The organism is Sphingomonas sanguinis (assembly GCF_001476905.1).
Lineage (GTDB): Bacteria > Pseudomonadota > Alphaproteobacteria > Sphingomonadales > Sphingomonadaceae > Sphingomonas > Sphingomonas sanguinis_B.
Genome location: NZ_LDTE01000096.1, coordinates 1 through 17,028, shown reverse-complemented (window position 1 = coordinate 17,028; position 17,028 = coordinate 1). Strand labels below are relative to the sequence as shown.

The 17,028-nt window shown below is 67.0% G+C and carries 23 protein-coding genes and 1 tRNA gene; 14 read left to right on the top strand and 10 right to left on the bottom strand.

All coding sequences use genetic code 11. The annotated features are described in order from the left end of the window. The first annotated feature begins 6 nt into the window (after positions 1–6). The 4 genes from SB4_RS14375 to SB4_RS14360 all read left to right on the top strand — a co-directional run bounded on the left by SB4_RS14375 (position 7) and on the right by SB4_RS14360 (position 6,227). Complete coding sequence (locus SB4_RS14375) at positions 7–1,740, top strand: hypothetical protein (protein WP_153006245.1); 1,734 nt, start codon at positions 7–9, stop codon at positions 1,738–1,740. Positions 1,741–1,917: 177 nt separating this feature from the next. Then, entirely contained in the window at positions 1,918–3,642 is a 1,725-nt protein-coding gene (gene poxB / locus SB4_RS14370; RefSeq protein ID WP_058753116.1) for a ubiquinone-dependent pyruvate dehydrogenase, read from the top strand. A 26-nt stretch (positions 3,643–3,668) separates the two neighbouring features. Beyond that, on the top strand, positions 3,669–4,166 hold the full coding sequence (locus tag SB4_RS14365; RefSeq protein WP_153006244.1) for an FUSC family protein: 498 nt from the start codon (positions 3,669–3,671) through the stop codon (positions 4,164–4,166). A 159-nt stretch (positions 4,167–4,325) separates the two neighbouring features. Continuing rightward, on the top strand, positions 4,326–6,227 hold the full coding sequence (locus SB4_RS14360; RefSeq protein WP_058753114.1) for a glycoside hydrolase family 127 protein: 1,902 nt from the start codon (positions 4,326–4,328) through the stop codon (positions 6,225–6,227). A 304-nt stretch (positions 6,228–6,531) separates the two neighbouring features. Here SB4_RS14360 and SB4_RS14355 read toward each other — a convergent pair. Further along, positions 6,532–6,607, bottom strand: a tRNA-Val gene (locus tag SB4_RS14355). Positions 6,608–6,793: 186 nt separating this feature from the next. Between SB4_RS14355 and SB4_RS14350 the strand changes: the two genes are divergently transcribed. From SB4_RS14350 to SB4_RS19115, 8 genes are all read left to right on the top strand, one after another. Then, positions 6,794–7,270: a hypothetical protein gene (locus SB4_RS14350; protein WP_058753113.1), complete on the top strand. Its 477-nt coding sequence runs from the start codon at positions 6,794–6,796 to the stop codon at positions 7,268–7,270. Continuing rightward, on the top strand, positions 7,270–8,580 hold the full coding sequence (locus tag SB4_RS14345) for a DNA-packaging protein (protein WP_058753112.1): 1,311 nt from the start codon (positions 7,270–7,272) through the stop codon (positions 8,578–8,580). Before SB4_RS14350 ends, SB4_RS14345 begins: the two co-directional genes overlap by 1 nt. 149 nt (positions 8,581–8,729) lie before the next feature. After that, on the top strand, positions 8,730–9,833 hold the full coding sequence (locus SB4_RS14340; protein WP_058753111.1) for a phage portal protein: 1,104 nt from the start codon (positions 8,730–8,732) through the stop codon (positions 9,831–9,833). After that, on the top strand, positions 9,830–10,135 hold the full coding sequence (locus SB4_RS14335) for a DUF6127 family protein (protein ID WP_058734548.1): 306 nt from the start codon (positions 9,830–9,832) through the stop codon (positions 10,133–10,135). The genes SB4_RS14340 and SB4_RS14335 overlap by 4 nt, the downstream gene beginning before the upstream one ends. After that, entirely contained in the window at positions 10,132–10,512 is a 381-nt protein-coding gene (locus SB4_RS14330; protein ID WP_058753110.1) for an HK97 family phage prohead protease, read from the top strand. The genes SB4_RS14335 and SB4_RS14330 overlap by 4 nt, the downstream gene beginning before the upstream one ends. 1 nt (position 10,513) lies before the next feature. Next, on the top strand, positions 10,514–11,509 hold the full coding sequence (locus SB4_RS14325) for a phage major capsid protein (protein WP_058753109.1): 996 nt from the start codon (positions 10,514–10,516) through the stop codon (positions 11,507–11,509). 195 nt (positions 11,510–11,704) lie between these two features. After that, on the top strand, positions 11,705–12,307 hold the full coding sequence (locus tag SB4_RS14320) for a head-tail connector protein (RefSeq protein ID WP_058753108.1): 603 nt from the start codon (positions 11,705–11,707) through the stop codon (positions 12,305–12,307). Next, positions 12,274–12,480 carry a phage tail tube protein gene (locus SB4_RS19115; protein WP_082670192.1) on the top strand — a complete coding sequence of 69 codons (207 nt, stop codon included), beginning with the start codon at positions 12,274–12,276 and terminating at the stop codon, positions 12,478–12,480. The genes SB4_RS14320 and SB4_RS19115 overlap by 34 nt, the downstream gene beginning before the upstream one ends. A gap of 59 nt (positions 12,481–12,539) precedes the next feature. Here the strand turns inward: SB4_RS19115 and SB4_RS20060 are convergent, their stop codons facing one another. From SB4_RS20060 to SB4_RS14280, 9 genes are all read right to left on the bottom strand, one after another. Then, positions 12,540–12,713, bottom strand: coding sequence for a hypothetical protein (locus SB4_RS20060; RefSeq protein WP_193753832.1), 174 nt, complete (start codon positions 12,711–12,713; stop codon positions 12,540–12,542). A 32-nt stretch (positions 12,714–12,745) separates the two neighbouring features. Then, complete coding sequence (locus SB4_RS20405) at positions 12,746–12,961, bottom strand: winged helix DNA-binding protein (RefSeq protein WP_241488633.1); 216 nt, start codon at positions 12,959–12,961, stop codon at positions 12,746–12,748. 128 nt (positions 12,962–13,089) lie between these two features. Then, positions 13,090–13,503 (bottom strand): hypothetical protein, encoded by a 414-nt coding sequence (locus SB4_RS20400; RefSeq protein ID WP_058753106.1) that lies wholly within the window; start codon positions 13,501–13,503, stop codon positions 13,090–13,092. Between the two features lie 50 nt (positions 13,504–13,553). Continuing rightward, entirely contained in the window at positions 13,554–13,910 is a 357-nt protein-coding gene (locus SB4_RS14305; RefSeq protein ID WP_153006242.1) for a hypothetical protein, read from the bottom strand. 19 nt (positions 13,911–13,929) lie between these two features. After that, positions 13,930–14,382, bottom strand: a complete 453-nt coding sequence (locus tag SB4_RS14300) for a helix-turn-helix domain-containing protein (RefSeq protein WP_058753104.1) — start codon at positions 14,380–14,382, stop codon at positions 13,930–13,932. A 73-nt stretch (positions 14,383–14,455) separates the two neighbouring features. Further along, on the bottom strand, positions 14,456–14,644 hold the full coding sequence (locus SB4_RS14295; RefSeq protein WP_058753103.1) for a hypothetical protein: 189 nt from the start codon (positions 14,642–14,644) through the stop codon (positions 14,456–14,458). Beyond that, the gene (locus SB4_RS14290; protein WP_153006241.1) at positions 14,644–15,006 is read right to left on the bottom strand and encodes a hypothetical protein; all 363 of its coding nucleotides are present in this window, start codon (positions 15,004–15,006) and stop codon (positions 14,644–14,646) included. The genes SB4_RS14295 and SB4_RS14290 overlap by 1 nt, the downstream gene beginning before the upstream one ends. Next, positions 15,003–15,422: a hypothetical protein gene (locus SB4_RS14285; protein ID WP_058753101.1), complete on the bottom strand. Its 420-nt coding sequence runs from the start codon at positions 15,420–15,422 to the stop codon at positions 15,003–15,005. Before SB4_RS14285 ends, SB4_RS14290 begins: the two co-directional genes overlap by 4 nt. Further along, positions 15,419–15,637 (bottom strand): peptidoglycan binding domain-containing protein, encoded by a 219-nt coding sequence (locus SB4_RS14280; RefSeq protein ID WP_058753100.1) that lies wholly within the window; start codon positions 15,635–15,637, stop codon positions 15,419–15,421. The genes SB4_RS14285 and SB4_RS14280 overlap by 4 nt, the downstream gene beginning before the upstream one ends. Positions 15,638–15,692: 55 nt before the next feature. On the opposite strand from SB4_RS14280, the gene SB4_RS14275 reads away from it, so the two are divergent. Together SB4_RS14275 and SB4_RS14270 are read left to right on the top strand one after the other, a co-directional pair. After that, positions 15,693–16,196 carry a DUF2793 domain-containing protein gene (locus SB4_RS14275; RefSeq protein WP_058753099.1) on the top strand — a complete coding sequence of 168 codons (504 nt, stop codon included), beginning with the start codon at positions 15,693–15,695 and terminating at the stop codon, positions 16,194–16,196. A 113-nt stretch (positions 16,197–16,309) separates the two neighbouring features. After that, the coding region (locus SB4_RS14270; RefSeq protein ID WP_420893895.1) for an outer membrane protein at positions 16,310–17,028 on the top strand (719 nt) is incomplete at its 3' end.

Below are 17,028 nucleotides of genomic sequence, written 5' to 3'. Positions count from 1 at the left end.
ATCATCATGTACATGGCACGGATCGACACCGATACCGCCACGCCGCTGACCGGCGGGACGATCTCCTTCGCGGCGCTGGCGGAACAGTTACAAGGCCGGATGGGCGGTCTGGAAGCCACGTTCCGCGAAACCGGCGAGACGCTGGCCACCGCGATCGGCACCATCGACGGCATGGCCGAGGGGCTGAGCGCGATCCGCCAGTCGTTGTCGCCCGATACGGCGGGCGTTGCGGTCGGCAAGCTGCGCGACGTCGCCTATCGCCTGATCAGCCTGCCGATGATCCAGAAGCGTCGGGCGATCGAGGTGGAGACGCTGACCGGTCGCACCCGCGAACTTCGCGGTCTGCTGAACGAGGTCGGCACGATCCTGAAGCTGCTCGGCATCTATGGCATGAATATCAAGATCGCCTCGTCGGGCGAGGCGGCCTTCTTCAATTTCGTCGTTGGCATGGACGAAAAGCTGACCAGCGGCCGCCAGGAACTGCGCCAGATCGAGCGTCAGCTCGACCAGTTCGGCCGGGTCGTCGGCGACGTGCAGCAGGCCGACCGCCTGCTCGCCAACGAATGCCTGCGCACCGGATCGTCGATCCCGACCGAGCTGACCGCAAACGCCAACGCGCTGCAGGATCATGTCGAGGCGGTGATGCGCATGACCAACGAGGTCGGGGGCATCGTCCGCACCGTGCAGGGCGAGGTCGCGCGGGTCCTGGGCGCGATCCAGATCGGCGACAGCGTGCGCCAGCGTGCCGAACACGCCATTACCATGCTGGAGCGCATCGTGGCCGAAGAGGCCAAGGGCACGCCCGTGCCGCTGGGCGCGACCGCGCATATGGCGCGGCTGATCGCGGCGCAGCTGAACGCGATGGCGGACGAATTCGGCCGCGAGCTGGTGTCGATCGTCGAATCGATCGAGCGGCTGGGGCCTCTGGCCGACCATTTGCGCGAACTGCTCGGGTCGCAGGGCGGCGATGACGGCCAGCTGCTGTTCAAGCTGGAACATGGCATCGCCACGCTGGGCAGCGTCACCGATCAGCTGTGCGACGCCGACGGCCATCTGGCCGAGCTGACCGGCTTTGTCGGCCGGACGCTGGCCGATCTGACCGACGGACTGGGCCGCATCCGCAACATCGCGGTCAATGTCCAGGACATCTCGACCAATACCCAGCTGCTCTGTCGTCGTCACGGGACGCTCGGCCGCGCGGTGGCGGTGATCGCCAAGGAAGTCGCGCCCTGCGCGAGCCGCCTCGACCAGCTGAGCATGGCGGTCGGGCGGCTGATCACCGTGCTGGGCGCGATCGACCTGGTGCAGGACGGCCACAAGGTCGGCGATACCGATACGCGCGGCGCGCTGGGCGAAGCGCTGTCGGTCGTGCGTCGCGCCTGCGAAATGTCGGCGGACGCGATGGCCAAGGGCGGCGGCGATGCCCGGCGTGTCCTGTCCTCGCTGGAGGCCAGCGCGGCCGATCTGGCGGAGCAGCGCGGTTTTACCGACGCATTGACGGATGTGGCGCGGACGCTGACCCGCTATGCCGATCAGGTTTCACCGGAAACGCCCGACGGCGCGGATCTGAGCGAAGCGGACTGCGCCGCGCTGCACGAACTGCTGCCTTGGGCGGGCGGGCTCTACACCATGGCAGCGGAGCGGATGATCCACGCCGCCTTCCTGCTGCCCGACATGATCGCCGCCGCACCGCCGCCCATCGCGGTGTCGTTCGACGATGACGATGACGGGTTGTTCTGATCGGATCGCCTGTTTGAAAATCGGTGCCGCCTGGGAATGCGGTCTTCCAGGCGGCACCGCACAGCCATGTTACATGAAGTTCACCTTGGCCATGTGAAGCCAATCGGCCGACGGATCGTTTCGCTCGTGCAGCATGGATGGGGCCCCGTGCCCGATCCCAGCAAGGGATGACGAGACATGGCCGAGACGATCGCCGATCTTTTGAACCGCACGCTGGTCGAGGCGGGGGTGGAGCGGATCTGGGGCGTGACGGGCGACAGCCTGAACGCCTTTAACGACAGCCTGCGGAAATCGGGCAAGATCGACTGGATGCACGTCCGCAACGAAGAGGCGGGTGCCTTCGCCGCCGGGGCCGAGGCGGCCGCGACCGGCGCGCTGGCGGTCTGCGCGGGCAGCTGCGGGCCGGGCAATCTCCACCTCATCAACGGGCTGTTTGATTGCCACCGCAACCATGTTCCCGTCCTCGCCATCGCGGCGCATATCCCGTCGAGCGAGATCGGTCTGGGCTATTTCCAGGAAACCCATCCGACCGAGCTGTTCCGCGAGTGCAGCCATTTCTGCGAGATGGTGCAGGACCCCGGCCAGATGCCCGAGCTGCTCCACCGCGCGATTCGCACCGCGATCGGGCAGCGCGGCGTCGCGGTGCTGGTCATCCCCGGCGACATCGCACTGAAGCCCGTGCCGGAGACGCGTGCGGTCGCCTTCCCGCCGCTCGCCGCCCCGCGCCTGGTGCCCGAGCAGGCCGAGCTGGCGAAGATCGCGGAGCTGCTCAACGGATCGAAGGCGGTGACCCTGCTCTGCGGCGCGGGCACGGCGGGCGCGCATGACGAGGTGGTGGCGCTGGCCGAGGCGCTGAAGGCCCCGATCGTCCATGCCTATCGGGGCAAGGAATATATTGAATATGACAATCCCTATGATGTCGGGATGACCGGGCTGATCGGCTTTTCGTCGGGCTATTATGCCATGATGGAATGCGACACGCTGCTGATGCTCGGCACCGATTTCCCCTATCGCAACTTCTATCCCGACACGGCGAAGGTGGTGCAGGTCGACCGCAACCCCAGCGCGCTGGGGCGGCGCGTGCCGCTCGACCTGGGCGTGGTCGGCGATGTCGCCGAAGTGGCGCGCGGGCTGCTTCCTTTGATCCAGGGCGAGCGCGACGGTCGCTTCCTCGACAAGGCGCGCGACCATTATCGTGATGCGCGCAAGGGCCTGGACGATCTCGCCACCCCGCGCGACGGCGACAAGCCGCTGCATCCGCAATATGTCGCGCGGACGATCGACCGGCTGGCCGATGAGGACGCGGTCTTCACCGCCGATGTCGGGACACCCGCCGTCTGGGCCGCGCGCTACCTGACGATGAACGGCAAGCGGCGGCTGATCGGGTCGTTCAACCATGGCTCCATGGCCAATGCCATGCCTCAGGCATTGGGCGTGCAGGGCGCCTTTCCGGGGCGGCAGGTGGTGTCGATGTCCGGCGATGGCGGCTTGGCCATGTTGATGGGCGACATGCTGACCGCAGTGCAGATGAAGCTGCCGGTCAAGATCGTCGTCTTCAACAATTCGACCTTGGGCTTCGTCGCGCTGGAGCAGAAGGCGGCGGGGTATGTCGATGCCAATGTGGCCCTGCAAAACCCCGATTTTGGCGCGATCGCCCGCGAGATGGGCTATTTCGGGGTGCGCGTCACCCGCTCCGACGCGCTGGAGGGGGCCCTGCGCGAGGCGTTCGCGCATGACGGCCCCGCGCTCGTCGATGTCGTGACCGAGACCCAGGAGCTCATCATGCCGCCCAAGATCAAGGCCGAGCAGGTGAAGGGTTTCAGCCTCTATGCCGCGCGTGCGGTGCTGAGCGGGCGCGGCGACGAGGTGCTGGAACTGGCGCGGGCCAACCTGTTCCGGTGACGCCGCCGCCGATTCTGCGATCCTGGGTGACGTCCCATATCTCGGGACAGGAGGCGATCCGGTCGGTCGCCTTCGTCGCTCGGTGCACGCTGGCGGCGGTGCTGGCACTGATGATCGCCGACCGCATGGGGCTCGACCATCCGGTCTGGGCGAGCGTGTCCGCGCTGGTCGTGTCGCAGGACAAGCTGGGCGATACGCATCGCTCGCTGATCTGGCGGATCGCCGCGACCCTGATCGGCGTCGCGGTGGCCCTGCTGGTAGCGCTGGCCATGCCCCATGCGGGGCCGGTGGCGATGCTGGCGGTGGCGGTCGGCATCACCGCCAGCATCGCGCGGCTGCGCGCCGATCTGCGCGTGGGCATGTGGACGTCGGTCATCGTGCTGCTGACCGTGCCGCCGGGCGGGTCGATCCTGACTGCGGCACTGGCCCGCGCGCAGGAGGTGCTGCTGGGCGTCGCGATCGGGGCGATCCTGCACTGGACCGCCGAGCGGTTGCTCTTTCGACCGGTGGAACGCAGCGGATAACTGTCCGACAAATGCAAAGCTGATTTTAGGCAATCTGAAAAGCGTTGCCATGCAGCGAGTCCTGTCGCTAGGCTCGGGCAAAATCAGAATAGTCGGAGAAGATGCATGCCCTCATGCTGCCCAGCGCCGTCGCGGCGCGATGTCCTGACTACCGCCAGCATGGGGGCGAGCATCGGTGCACTGGCGACCGGATGGGGCGCAGTGGTGCCCGCATCGGCCTGGGCACAGGCCAAGCCGATGGCCGCGCTGGCCTCCGCGCCCGTCGTCCAGCCTTTCGACATGGCGGACGTCACGCTGGCGGATAGTCCATTCCTGCATGCGCAGAAGATGACCGAGGCATATCTGATGCGCCTGCAACCCGACCGGTTGCTCGCCAATTTCCGCACCAATGCCGGGTTGAAGCCGAAGGCGCCCGTCTATGGCGGCTGGGAGTCGGAGGCGCAGTGGGCCGACATCAACTGCCATGGCCACACACTGGGCCATTATCTCTCGGCCTGCGCGCTGGCGTATCAGGCGACCCGGGACAAGCGCTACCGCCAGCGGATCGACTATATCGCCGCAGAACTGGCGGCGTGCCAGCAGGCATCGGGCACAGGCTTGGTCTGCGCCTTCCCCAAGGGCGCGGCGCTGGTCGCCGCCCATTTGCGGGGCGAGCCGATCACCGGCGTGCCCTGGTACACGCTGCACAAGGTCTATGCCGGGCTTCGGGATGCCGTGCTGCTGGCGGGCAGCGAGCCGTCGCGCGCGGTGCTGATCCGCCTGGCCGATTGGGGCGTGGTCGCGACCAGGCCGCTGTCGGATGCGCAGTTCGAGACGATGCTGGAAACCGAATATGGCGGCATGAACGAGGTCTATGCCGACCTTTATGTCATGACCGGCAACCAGGATTATCGCCGTCTGGCCGAACGCTTTTCGCAAAAGGCGGTGATGAAGCCGCTGACTCAGGGGCGCGACTATCTCGACGGGATGCACGCCAACACGCAGATCCCGAAGATCATCGGTTTCCAGCGCGTCTATGAGACGAACGGCGACGCGGCCTATCACCATGCCGCGGCCTTCTTCTGGCGGACGGTCGCGCATACCCGCGCCTTCGCCACGGGCGGCCACGGCGATGGCGAGCATTTTTTCGCCATGGCCGATTTCGACAAGCATGTGTTCTCGGCCAAGGGGTCGGAGACCTGCTGCCAGCATAATATGCTCAAGCTGACCCGCGCGCTGTTCCTGCACGATCCGCGCGCCGAATATGCCGATTATTACGAGCGTACGCTCTATAACGGCATCCTCGCCTCGCAGGACCCGGACTCGGGCATGGCGACCTATTTCCAGGGTGCGCGGCCCGGTTACATGAAGCTGTACCATACCCCTGAAGACAGCTTCTGGTGCTGCACCGGCACCGGCATGGAAAATCATGTGAAGTATCGCGACTCGATCTACTTCCATGACGATCGCGCGCTTTATGTGAACCTGTTCATCCCCTCCTCGGTCACCTGGGCCGACAAGGGTGCGGTGCTGACCCAGACGACAAATTTCCCGGAGGCGGCGAACACCCGGTTCCAGTGGAAACTGCGCCAGCCTACCGAGCTGACGCTGAAGCTTCGCCATCCGCAATGGAGCCGTACCGCGACCCTGCTGGTCAACGGCGCGGAGGTGCAGCGTTCGGACAAGCCCGGCCGTTATGTCGACGTGAGCCGGACCTGGAAGAGTGGCGATACGGTCGAATGGCGTCTGGTCATGGAACCTGGCGTCGAAAGCGCCCCCGCCGCGCCGGAGATCGTCGCCTTCACCTATGGTCCGCTGGTCCTGGCGGGTGCCCTGGGCCGCGAAGGATTGGCACCGGGGGCGGACATCATCATCAGCGAGCGGAAGTACGGCGAGTATAACGACACGCCGTTCCAGGCCCCGACGCTGGCGGGCGAACCGGACGCGCTCACCAAGACGATCGCCGCGACGGGCAAGCCGCTGGAGTTCACCATCCCGGCCGCGGACGGCCAGCCGGTGCGGCTCATCCCCTACCACCGCATCGCGCATGAGCGCTACGCGACCTATTGGAAGCTGGCCTAAATCCAAATTTGACCACCCCGGCGAAGGCCGGGGTCCAGTTACCACTCCGTCGCGGGTAAAGGCGCAGAGAGATTTTGTTCGCGCGGAGGCGCGGAGGCGCGGAGAACGCGGAGGTGTCTCGCCCGTGGCGCCTCCATGCCTCTCTCACATCGTGATGAAGGCGTGCCGCCGCCAATCGGACTGTCTCTCTGCGCCCTCCGCGCCTCCGCGCGAACAAAATCTGTCAATGCATCGGCGCTCCACCGGCCGCACGGCAACTGGACCCCGGCATTCGCCGGGAGGGGCTATGGAATGATGCGCGGAGTGGTGGGCGATGACGGGCTCGAACCGCCGACATTCTCGGTGTAAACGAGACGCTCTACCAACTGAGCTAATCGCCCCCTCTCGGGAAGCCATGCCTAATGCCGATGCGCTTGGCGTCTGGCAAGCCGCTTTTGTGCGCCAAACCCATCTGGTTCGTTTGTTGGATACAAACCCGGCTGCCACGGGTACATAACGGGAACATGGAGAGCGGGCACGACCGGGGGAGCGGTCGGGTTCGACCTCGATGCTTCGGGGGAGTGGGGATGGCCGGAACGGGGGAAGGCGCGCGGTGGACGCTGGCGCGGCGACGGCAATTCCTGGCGGCGCTGGCGGTCAGCGCCGATGCGGGGGCGGCGGCACGGGCGGTGGGAGAGACGCTGCGGGCCGCACGCACCTTGCGGACGCGCGACCGGGCCTTTGGCGAGGCTTGGGACCAGGCGATCGGCGCGGCGCACGCGCTGGTCGAGGAAGGGCTGCTGCGCCGGATGCTGACCCTGTTGGCGGCCGAGGAGGTGGAGGGCGGAGAGGCCGGTGCGGGGACCACCGGCCTCTCCATCACCCCGCCGCTCGCACCCACCGAGGTGCAATTCTATTTGAAGCTACTCGCCCGCCGCGATGCGCTGGCCAGGGCCGGTGACGGCGCGGGCGAAGCGGCGCGGGCCGACGCGGCCGAAACCGATGCGGCGCTGGAACGCGCGCTCGATGGGCTGGCGCGGCGACGGTTGAAGGGGATGGCGTGATGGCGAGCGAGGATGCGGCGACGCGGCTCGTCACGCTGGCGATGCTGGAGCCGGGCGCGCGCGAACAGGCGCTGGCCGCGCTGAGCCCGGCGCAGAAGCGCGAACTGGTCGAGCGATGGGAATTATGGGCGCATGACGGGCAGGTGGCTCCGCCGGGCGACTGGCGGGTGTGGCTTATCCGCGCCGGGCGCGGTTTCGGCAAGACGCGCGCCGGGGCGGAGTGGGTGAGTGCGCTCGCCCGCGAGCAACCGGGCGCGCGGATCGCCTTGATGGGGGCGACGCTGCGCGACGTCGAACGGGTGATGGTGCGCGGCGAGAGCGGGCTGCTGGCGGTGGCGCGCAGGGGCGAGACGCCGAAATGGATCGGCAGCCTGGGGCAGGTGCATTTCACCTCCGGCGCGATCGGCTTCGCCTATTCGGCCGCCGCGCCCGAGGCGTTGCGCGGACCGCAGCATCATGCGGCCTGGTGCGACGAACTGGGCAAGTGGAAGGGGGAGGCCGGATGGGACAATCTGATGATGACGCTCCGGCTGGGCGAGCGGCCGCGTGTGCTGGTCACGACCACGCCGCGCGCCACGCCCTTGATGCGCAAGGTCATGGCGCTGCCCGACTGCGTCGAGACGATCGGGCGGACCAGCGACAATGCGCATCTGCCCGACAGTTTTCAGGACGCGATGCTGGCGCAATATGGCGACACGCGGCTGGGGCGGCAGGAGCTGGACGGCGAGATGGTCGACGACCGCGAAGGGGCCTTGTGGACCCGCGCGCTGCTCGATCGGCAGCGGGCGAAGACGGTGCCCGCGCTCGACCGGGTGGTGGTCGGCGTCGATCCGCCCGCGACCAGCAGCGGCGATGCCTGCGGGATCGTCGCGGTCGGGCTGGGGCGCGACGGCCATGGCTATGTGCTGGAGGATGCCAGCGAGGCGGGGCTGTCGCCCGAGGGCTGGGCGGCGCGGGTGGCGGGCTGTGCCCGGCGCAACCGCGCGGACCGGGTGGTGGCCGAGCGCAACCAGGGCGGCGACATGGTGGAAAGCGTGCTGCGGCTCGCCGACCCGACCCTGCCGGTGCATCTGGTCTATGCCTCGATCGGAAAGGCGGCGCGGGCCGAGCCGGTGTCGTTCCTCTATGCGCAAGGGCGGGTGTGGCATTCTCGCGGCTTTCCGGCGCTGGAGGACGAGCTGTGCGGGCTGGGGGTGGCGGGGGCCTATGACGGGCCCGGCCGCTCGCCGGATCGGGCGGATGCGCTGGTCTGGGCGCTGACCGAGCTGATGCTATCGGGGCGTGGGCCGCCGGGGATACGGAATTTGTGAGCTGATCCTCCCCGGAACGGGGAGGGGGACCATCCGCAGGATGGTGGAGGGGGATCGCCGCGAGGGGTGACCTTGCGTGGAAGCCCCCCTCCGTCAGCGCTGCGCGCTGCCACCTCCCCGTGCCGGCGAGGAGCTAGAGGAGTTCGATTATGAGGATGTTCGGTCGCAAGGCCGGGCGGGGGGCTGCGCGTCCTTTGCTCGGGCTGGGTTTGGCGCGGTCGGGGGTGCCGTTGACCGGTGCCGCGCCGTCCTATGAGAGCCAAGTGCGCGAGGGGTATTTGCGCAATCCGGTGGCGCAGCGCGCGGTGCGGATGGTGGCGGGCGGGCTGGCCGATGCGCCGCTCAGCGCCTCGCATCCCGAACTGGTCGCGCTGGTCGCGGCGCGCAGCGAGGGGCAGGCGCTGCTGGAGACAGTGGTGACGCATATGCTGCTGCATGGCAACGCCTATGTGCAGATCCTGCGCGATGCCGAGGGCGAAGTGGCCGAGCTGTTCGCGCTGCGCCCCGAGCGGGTGACGATGGAGCTGGACGCGAGCGGCTGGCCCGCCGCCTATCTCTACCGCGCAGGCGGTCGCGTGACGACCTTCCCGGTCGATCCGGTAAAGCCGTCGGTGGTGCATCTGAAAAGCTGCCACCCGCTCGACGATCATTATGGGCTGGGCTGTTTGGGCGCGGCGGCGGGGGCGATCGCGATCCATAACGCGGCGGCCGCCTGGAACCGTGCGCTGCTCGACAATGCGGCTCGCCCTTCGGGCGCTCTGGTCTATGATCCGGGCGACGGCTCGACGCTGACGCCCGACCAGTTCGAGCGGTTGCGCGCCGAGATGGAGGGGTTCGCGGGCAGCGGCAATGCGGGGCGTCCGCTGCTGCTGGAGGGCGGGCTGAAGTGGCAGGCGATGAGCCTGACTCCGGCCGAGCTGGACTTCATCGCGGCCAAGGCGTCGGCGGCGCGGGAGATCGCGCTGGCGTTCGGGGTGCCGCCGATGCTGCTCGGCCTGCCCGGCGACAACACCTATGCCAATTACCGCGAAGCGAACCGCGCGCTGTGGCGACAGGCGATCCTGCCGCTGGCGGGCGCGATCCTGAGCGGACTGGCGCAGGGACTGGCGGGCTGGTTCGAGGGGGCGAGCCTGTCCGTCGATATCAACCGCGTCACCGCGCTGGCGGAGGAGCGGCAGATGCTGTGGGCCATGGCGGCGAGCGCCGACTTCCTCGATCCGGCGGAGAAGCGCCAGATGGTCGGCCTGTCATGAGCGGGGACGTTCTGGCGCGACTGTTGGCGCAGGCGGCGGATAGTGGTGCGGACCTCGTCACGCTGCGCGCGGTCGCCGAGGAGGCGGGCGAGCTGGGTGCGACGCGGGCGTTGACCCGGCTGGGCCTCGCCGATGCCGACGCCGCGGGGGATGTCGCCGAGCTGCGCGAACTTCTGACCGCGTGGCGGGAGGCCAAATCGTCGGTGTGGAAAAGCGCTGTCGGCTGGCTGACGCGGCTGCTCGGCGCGCTGCTGCTGGCGGGGATCGCGATGCGGCTGGGCATGGAGGACTGGCTGAAATGAGCCTCTCCTTCACCGGCTATGCCGCGATCTGGGACCGGATGGACCGGGCGGGCGACGTCATGCGGCGCGGGGCCTTTGCGGGCGCGGGCGAGGTGCCGCTGCTCTGGCAGCATCGCGGGACACCGATGGGCCGCATCACCGCGTTGGCCGAGGACGATACCGGCCTGTCGGTCGCAGGGATGGTCGACGACCCGGCGCTGGCCGCGCTGGTGCGGTCGGGGGCGGTGGCGGGGCTGTCGGTCGGATACCGGCCCCGCGTCGTCCATCAGGGCGGCACCCGCGCCATCCTGTCGGCCGAGCTCATCGAGATCAGCCTGGTGACGGTGCCGATGCAACCGCTCGCCCGCGTGATTCAGACTTCAACCAAGGGGGATTGATATGGACGTGATCGAACGACCCGTGCTGGATGGTGCGCGGGCCAAGAGTGGCGCGTTCGACGGCTATGTGCGCAGCGGCGCCACCGTCGAGCTGAAGGCCTTTACCGGGACCACCGGCGACAGCGGCGGGTTCGCCGTGCCGCGCGAGATCGATGCGGCGATCGCCTCGGTCCTGAAGAGCGTCTCGCCGATCCGCGCCATCGCGAACGTCGTGACGGTCGGCTCGGCGGGGTATCGCAAGCTGGTGACGACGGGCGGCACGCCCTCGGGCTGGGCCAGCGAAACGGCGGCGCGGCCCGAAACCGCAACGCCCAGCTTCGTCGAACTCGCGCCGCCGATGGGCGAGCTTTATGCCAACCCCTCGGCCAGCCAGGCGATGCTGGACGATGCCGCGTTCGACGTGGAGGGCTGGCTCGCGGGCGAGATCGCGACCGAGTTTGCGCGGGCCGAGGGGCAGGCTTTCGTCAACGGCTCGGGCGTCAACCGGCCCAAGGGTTTCCTGACCAACCCGATCTCGACCGCCAAGGATGGGGTGCGCCCGTTCGGCACGCTGCAATACATCCCGAGCGGCGCGGCAGGTGCGTTCATGGGGGGCGGGGAGGACCGGTTGATCGAGCTGGTCCAGCTGTTGCGGGCGCCCTATCGGCAGGGGGCGTGCTTCGTGATGAACGCCGCCACCTCGGCCCGCATCCGCAAGCTGAAGACGACGGACGGCCAGTTCCTCTGGGCACCGGGGCTTGCGGCGGGGCAGCCCGCGACGCTGCTCGGTTATCCGGTGGTCGAGGCGGAGGACATGCCCGATGTCGGCCTGGACGCTCCCGCCATCGCCTTCGGCAATTTCCAGGCGGGTTACCTGATCGCCGAGCGGGCCGAGACCGCGATCCTGCGCGATCCGTACAGCAACAAGCCGTTCGTCACCTTCTACGCCACGCGCCGCGTGGGCGGCTGTGTCAGCGATTCGGAGGCGATCAAGCTGATGAAGTTCGCGGTGAACTGATCCTCCGAAAAATCGGGGCAGCCGGCAGGGGGCTGCCCCGTAGTTCAGGGAGGATACCGAACCCGGCCGGGGGGCGCAGGGTCGGCATGGCCGATGCCCAGGGGGAGGCGGGCAGCGGCTGAACCACCCTCTGCTCTCCAAGTGTGACGCCCGTGTGTCGAGCCTGTCGCAACTTGTATCGATGAAGGAGTTTACATGATGAGCGGGACGATGGAGCCCATGCCGCCTTCGACCGTGACGGCGGCGGCGGGCGCGGTGCGCGCGCTGCTGCGGCTGGACGACGGCAACGAGGCGGCGCTGGTCGAGCGGGTGGCGGGCGTGGCGCTGGGGCTGGCCGAATCCTTCTGTGGGCAGGTGCTGATCCAGCGAGCCGTCGAGGAGCGAGTCGCGGGCGCGGTCGACTGGCAGGCGCTGTCGGCCATTCCGGTGGTCGCGATCCTGTCGGGGGCTGCGGGCGAGATCCATCGCGACGGGCGCGGCTGGGTGCGGACGGGCGAGTCGGTGACGGTGCGCTATCGCGCGGGGCTGGCCGAGAGCTGGGCGGGATTACCGGCGGAGATTGCGCATGGTGTGGCGATCATGGGCGCGCACCTGTTCGACAATCGCGATGCCGCCGCCGTGCCGCCCGCCGCCGTCGCCGCGCTGTGGCGGCGAATGCGACTCGATCGCCCGAGGCGCGCATGGCGAAGAACGGCGCGCGCTGGACGGCGAGCGTCGAGTGGCGCGCCCGACTGTGGCGTGTGGGGCAATAAGGGGGACGGGATATGGCAATCGAAAAGGGCAGCGCCTTTCTGTTGAAGATCGGCGACGGGGCGGAACCGCCCGCCTTCGCGACGATGGCAGGGCTGCGTACGACGCAGCTGTCGATCAATGGCGAGACGGTGGTGGTGACGTCGAAGGATTGTAGCCGCGCAAAAATTCCGAGCAGTAAATCGGGAAAACGAGCAATAAATCAGTGCGCCGCTGTCTGAAGCTCGTCATGAAGATGGTCGCGCTGTGAACGCGCCATTGCAGCGGAGTCGCTGACCGGTTAGCTGGCCCTCTTAATGGCGGCGGCCGCATCTAGCGGAGCCACGCCTTCGCCGGTCAGCTCGACTAGCGCCGCGTCGAGGCAAATGGCCACGTTGCCCGCGCCGACCTCGTCCGCCGTGAGAAGGGCCTCGAGGATGAGTTGCCGCAAAGTGTTGAACTGTTCGCGTGTCACGTCCTAGCTGTAGAACGTAAGTGACATGCGTCCTAGCCGCGCTCTGTGGTCGCCAGCGAATGGCGGGTTTCGACGACCCACGTAAATACCTGATGCCAAGCGTGATCCGTCAGCACGACATAGGCGCGGCGCTTGTCCTGTGGATCGTCGTGACGAACTACCAGCCCCTCTTCGACCAAGCGCGCAATCCATCGCAGCCCCGTCGTCTGGGCGACTCGTGCGGCGATGCACGCGCTCGATATGCTCACGCTCTTTCCCAGCGCCTCGCTGAGGAACATATCCACCATGATGTCCCACGCCGGATCGGCAAAGAGCCCGGCTGAAAAGCGGGAACGACGGGCGTCCTGGGCTTTCAGATAGGCCCGGACCCATTGGCTCAGCTGTCGAAATTCTTCGACCTTCTGTCTAACGCAATCCCGATTACCATCGCAGCCAGACACGGGACCGCCCACACAGTGCTCACGGCATAATAGATTCTGGGCACGAACTGCGGAACGAAAACGACTGCACAATGGCTGATCGCGGTCAGCATCTGCGCTGCCGCCATCCATATCGGCCAGAAAGACCGGCTGATCAGCATCAGAGTTATCAACGCGCCCAGCAGGAGCAGGTCGATCAGCACCGCCGCCTGATGCACCGACGCGTAGGAGGGGGAGAGCTGATCGTCGACCCAGGTAAGCAGTACCGCGAGGAAAATCATTCCGGCTGCCCATCGGCCGTCCCTTCCGCCAAACAGGCCTGCGTAAATCAGGCTGGAAATCGTCAGGATGAGGAAGGTGATCTGTATCATGCGACGATCACCTTCCTCGCATCCCAGACGCGAAATGTAACCGCGTTTCGTCAGGCGACGACGCGCAAAGGCTTCGCTTCCTCGGCATTGTCGAGGGGGTTGTTCGAGCCTGGGCAACCAAAGCTGGTTTCAGCGATGTTGCTGCGCCGCTGAAGGCTGGTCATCAGCACGGTCGCGTCTGCCATACCGCCCCGCGCGGCGACGAGGTCGCCCTGGCTCTTATGAAAAGTCGCCAGCACGCGTTGGCTTTCCTTTGCCGTCACACCTTCGCCACCGACATTGGCCATGGTGTCGAGAAACGAGATGGTGAGACTTGCGGCAGTGCGTAGCGCATGGTCGTAAGACCGGAAGGCGGCCTGTGCGTCGCGAGCCAAGCTAGTGGCGGAAATCGGATCAACGTGAATCATGAAACCTCCGCAAGGGGGCTCAATGCAATGCGCGCATGGCCCCGACAAAAACGAGCGTCAGAGCCGACACGACGGTCACCAACAGACATGCCACCCGCAACATCTCGCGGATTCGCCCAGCAACCGTCAGGTCGTTCTTACTGCCCCCGATTGGCGGTGGGGTCGCCATCGACAGGATGACCCGTCCCAACCGCCGAGCCACGTTCTTGCGGTCGCCGACCGGTTCGGAAAGGTCTGGCGATTGAGATACGAAACGTTCGGATTGCTCGAAATCCGCCAGCATTCGCGCTGCCGAGCGGCGATCCGCTGCCCCCAAATGTCCCATGGCTTGGCGGACGTACGTGTCGACCGACGCCGGAGCCAACTGGACGATCGGCGCGATTTCCTTCGACCTCAGCCCCTGTTGCACCAGCCGCAGAATCGCCTTTTGCTGGTCCGACAGTCCTGCAATCTGTTCCGGTGTGGCCTCCATACCGGACCGATATCATCAATATGTTATGGTTAACATGTCAGCGCCGCCGCCTCTGCGCGAATCGGCCATTCATTTACCGTGCCGATGCCTGAACCTCCTCATGAAGCCGATCACTCTGCGCGCGCGCCACCGCCAAAACCTGTCGCAATTCCTCCCGGTCCGCATCGCTGACAAGGACCTTGAACCCCTCGTAAAAGCGCAATGCCGCGGGCGTCGCGGCACCGACGATCTCGATCGCCTTCAGGATCGTGGCGAGGTCCATCAACAGCCCTTCCGATCCAAGAAATCACGCACGGCGGCCCGCGCATCAGCCACCTCGACGGCAAGGGCTGGAGCGTGTCGGTCATAGGCGACACGCGCGGCCGAGACCGCCTGGTACGCTCGCCCGTCCAGGATGGCGACGCATCGCCGCTGCGACGCATCGAGCTTGCCCGAATGCAACGCGGCCAACTCGCCGACCGCTACCGCCTGATAGGCCAACTCGACGGATAGCGCCGCTTGCTCGGCCCGCCGCTGGTCGGTGCGCGTCGTGGCGCAGCCGGGAAGCGAAACGATGATCGTCAGCGCTAGGATCGTCAGCACGCCCGGCACGACGAACAGCGCGCCCTCCATCCGGCCTTTCACTTCGAGCCCCGCAGGCGCTCGACCGACTTCGCCAGCCCATAGCCCGATGCCAGCGTGCCGATCAGCAACACGATGTCGGTAGGGATGCCCGCCAGAAACGCGGTCGAAGCGGCGACCATCGCGGCGGCGGCACGGGGCGAGACCATGGCCACCAGTCCTACGGACGCCGCCCCGGCGGTGGGAATCATCATCAACGCGCCGACGCACAGCGGCCGGATCGACCGGGCAAGAGCGGTCATCCAGGACGGCGCGCCCGGTCCCAGGTCGAGCGTGTCCAGGCCACCGGCTTCACCGCCCAGGCGCAGGCCATCGGCCATGGCCTGGTTAAAGGCGATCGGCGGGGGCAGTCCTGTCGGGTCGTGCGTCCCATCCTCGAATGGCGAGGGGGAACCGTTGTCGCGAAGCGGCGGGGTCATGCGGCCTTCCTGATGGTCGGGGGGAAAGTGAAAATGACACGCTGGGCCCAGCCCAGCATGAAATCCTCGTTGGCGGCGCGCAGTTCGGCCAGTTCGACGTAGCGCGCGCCCTGAAGCGCATTGAGGTAGGTCAGCACGGCATTGCGGCCGACGATCCCGCCGCGCCCGGCTGGCGCGGCGCGGTGGCCGACGGCACGCGCGTGACAATCTGGCAACTGGGCACCTGGGGCGCATCGCCGCCGCTGGTCGGTTTCGTGGGGGAGGGATGACATGGTGACGCAGACACCGCGCTGGACGCTGCCGCTGCTGGAAGCGGGGCAGGCGCAAAAGGAAACTACGCATAACGAGGCGCTCAGCCTGCTCGATCTGGTCGTGCAGCCCTGTGTCGAGGCGGTCGGGCTCAACGCTCCGCCGGGGGCGCCGCTGCCGGGCCAGGCGTGGATCATCGGACCGCAACCGACCGGGGCCTGGGCAGGACATGCCGCCGCGCTGGCGGGCTGGACCGATGGCGGCTGGCGATTCCTGGCACCGCGCGAAGGCATGTCGGTCTGGAGTCGGGTAGAGCAATGTCGATCCGAATGGGATGGAAATGCATGGCGGACCGGGCGTGTCCTGGCGCGCGAGCTGATTGTGGAGGGAAAAAAAGTTATCGGGCCGCAACGATCCGCGATCGCTATTTCGAGTGGGGGTCAAGTCATTGATATTGAGGCGCGTAATGCGTTGGCCTCGGTGATTGCGGCGCTCGGAGCGCACGGTTTGATCGCCTCGGGCTGAGCGAATTTCTGTGCCTTTAATGCCACAGTCGCGGGCTTTTGTTTGCTTGCGTGGAAACCAACGCTCCGATAGTGGGTTTGCGCTGTCCGTAGTGACAACCAAGAAAGGGGACTATGATGCGGAAGCTTGCCATTGTTCTGGCACTCGCCTCCACCGCTCTGGCTTCGCCTGCCCTCGCCCGCGACAAGTCGTGGTACGTCGGCATCGAAGGCGGCGGGATGATCGTCGAAGATATCAATTACGATATCACCGGCACGCGCACCGGCACCGCCACCGTCAACCATGACTATGGTTATGACGTTGACGGCGTGATGGGTTACGACTTCGGTGGTTTCCGTCTGGAAACCGAAGTCGGCTATCGTCGTGCGACCGTCGACTCGTTCAGCTCGACCACGCTGACCAACACCGGCATCGGTGCGGGCACCGTTCCGGCTGGTAACTACGACTATGCCGGTGGCTCCACCTCGGCGCTCAGCTTCATGCTGAACGGCTTGCTGGACTTCGGTGCCGATGACGGCATCCAGGGCTTCGTCGGCGGCGGTGTCGGCGTTGCGCGCGTCAAGGCGAACTACGCCCTGACCCGTCGTGCCGACTTCCTGAACGACTCGGACACCGTGTTCGCGTGGCAGGCTCTGGCGGGCATCCGTGCTCCGCTGACCGACCACATCGACGCGACGCTGAAGTATCGCTTCTTCAACGCCGAGAACGTCAAGCTGGTCGACGTCGCGAACAACACGTTCGACGGCCGCTTCCGTTCGCACTCGATCCTGGGTGGCGTGGCGTACAACTTCGGCGAACCGGCTGCTCCCCCGCCGCCGACGAAGCCCTGGAT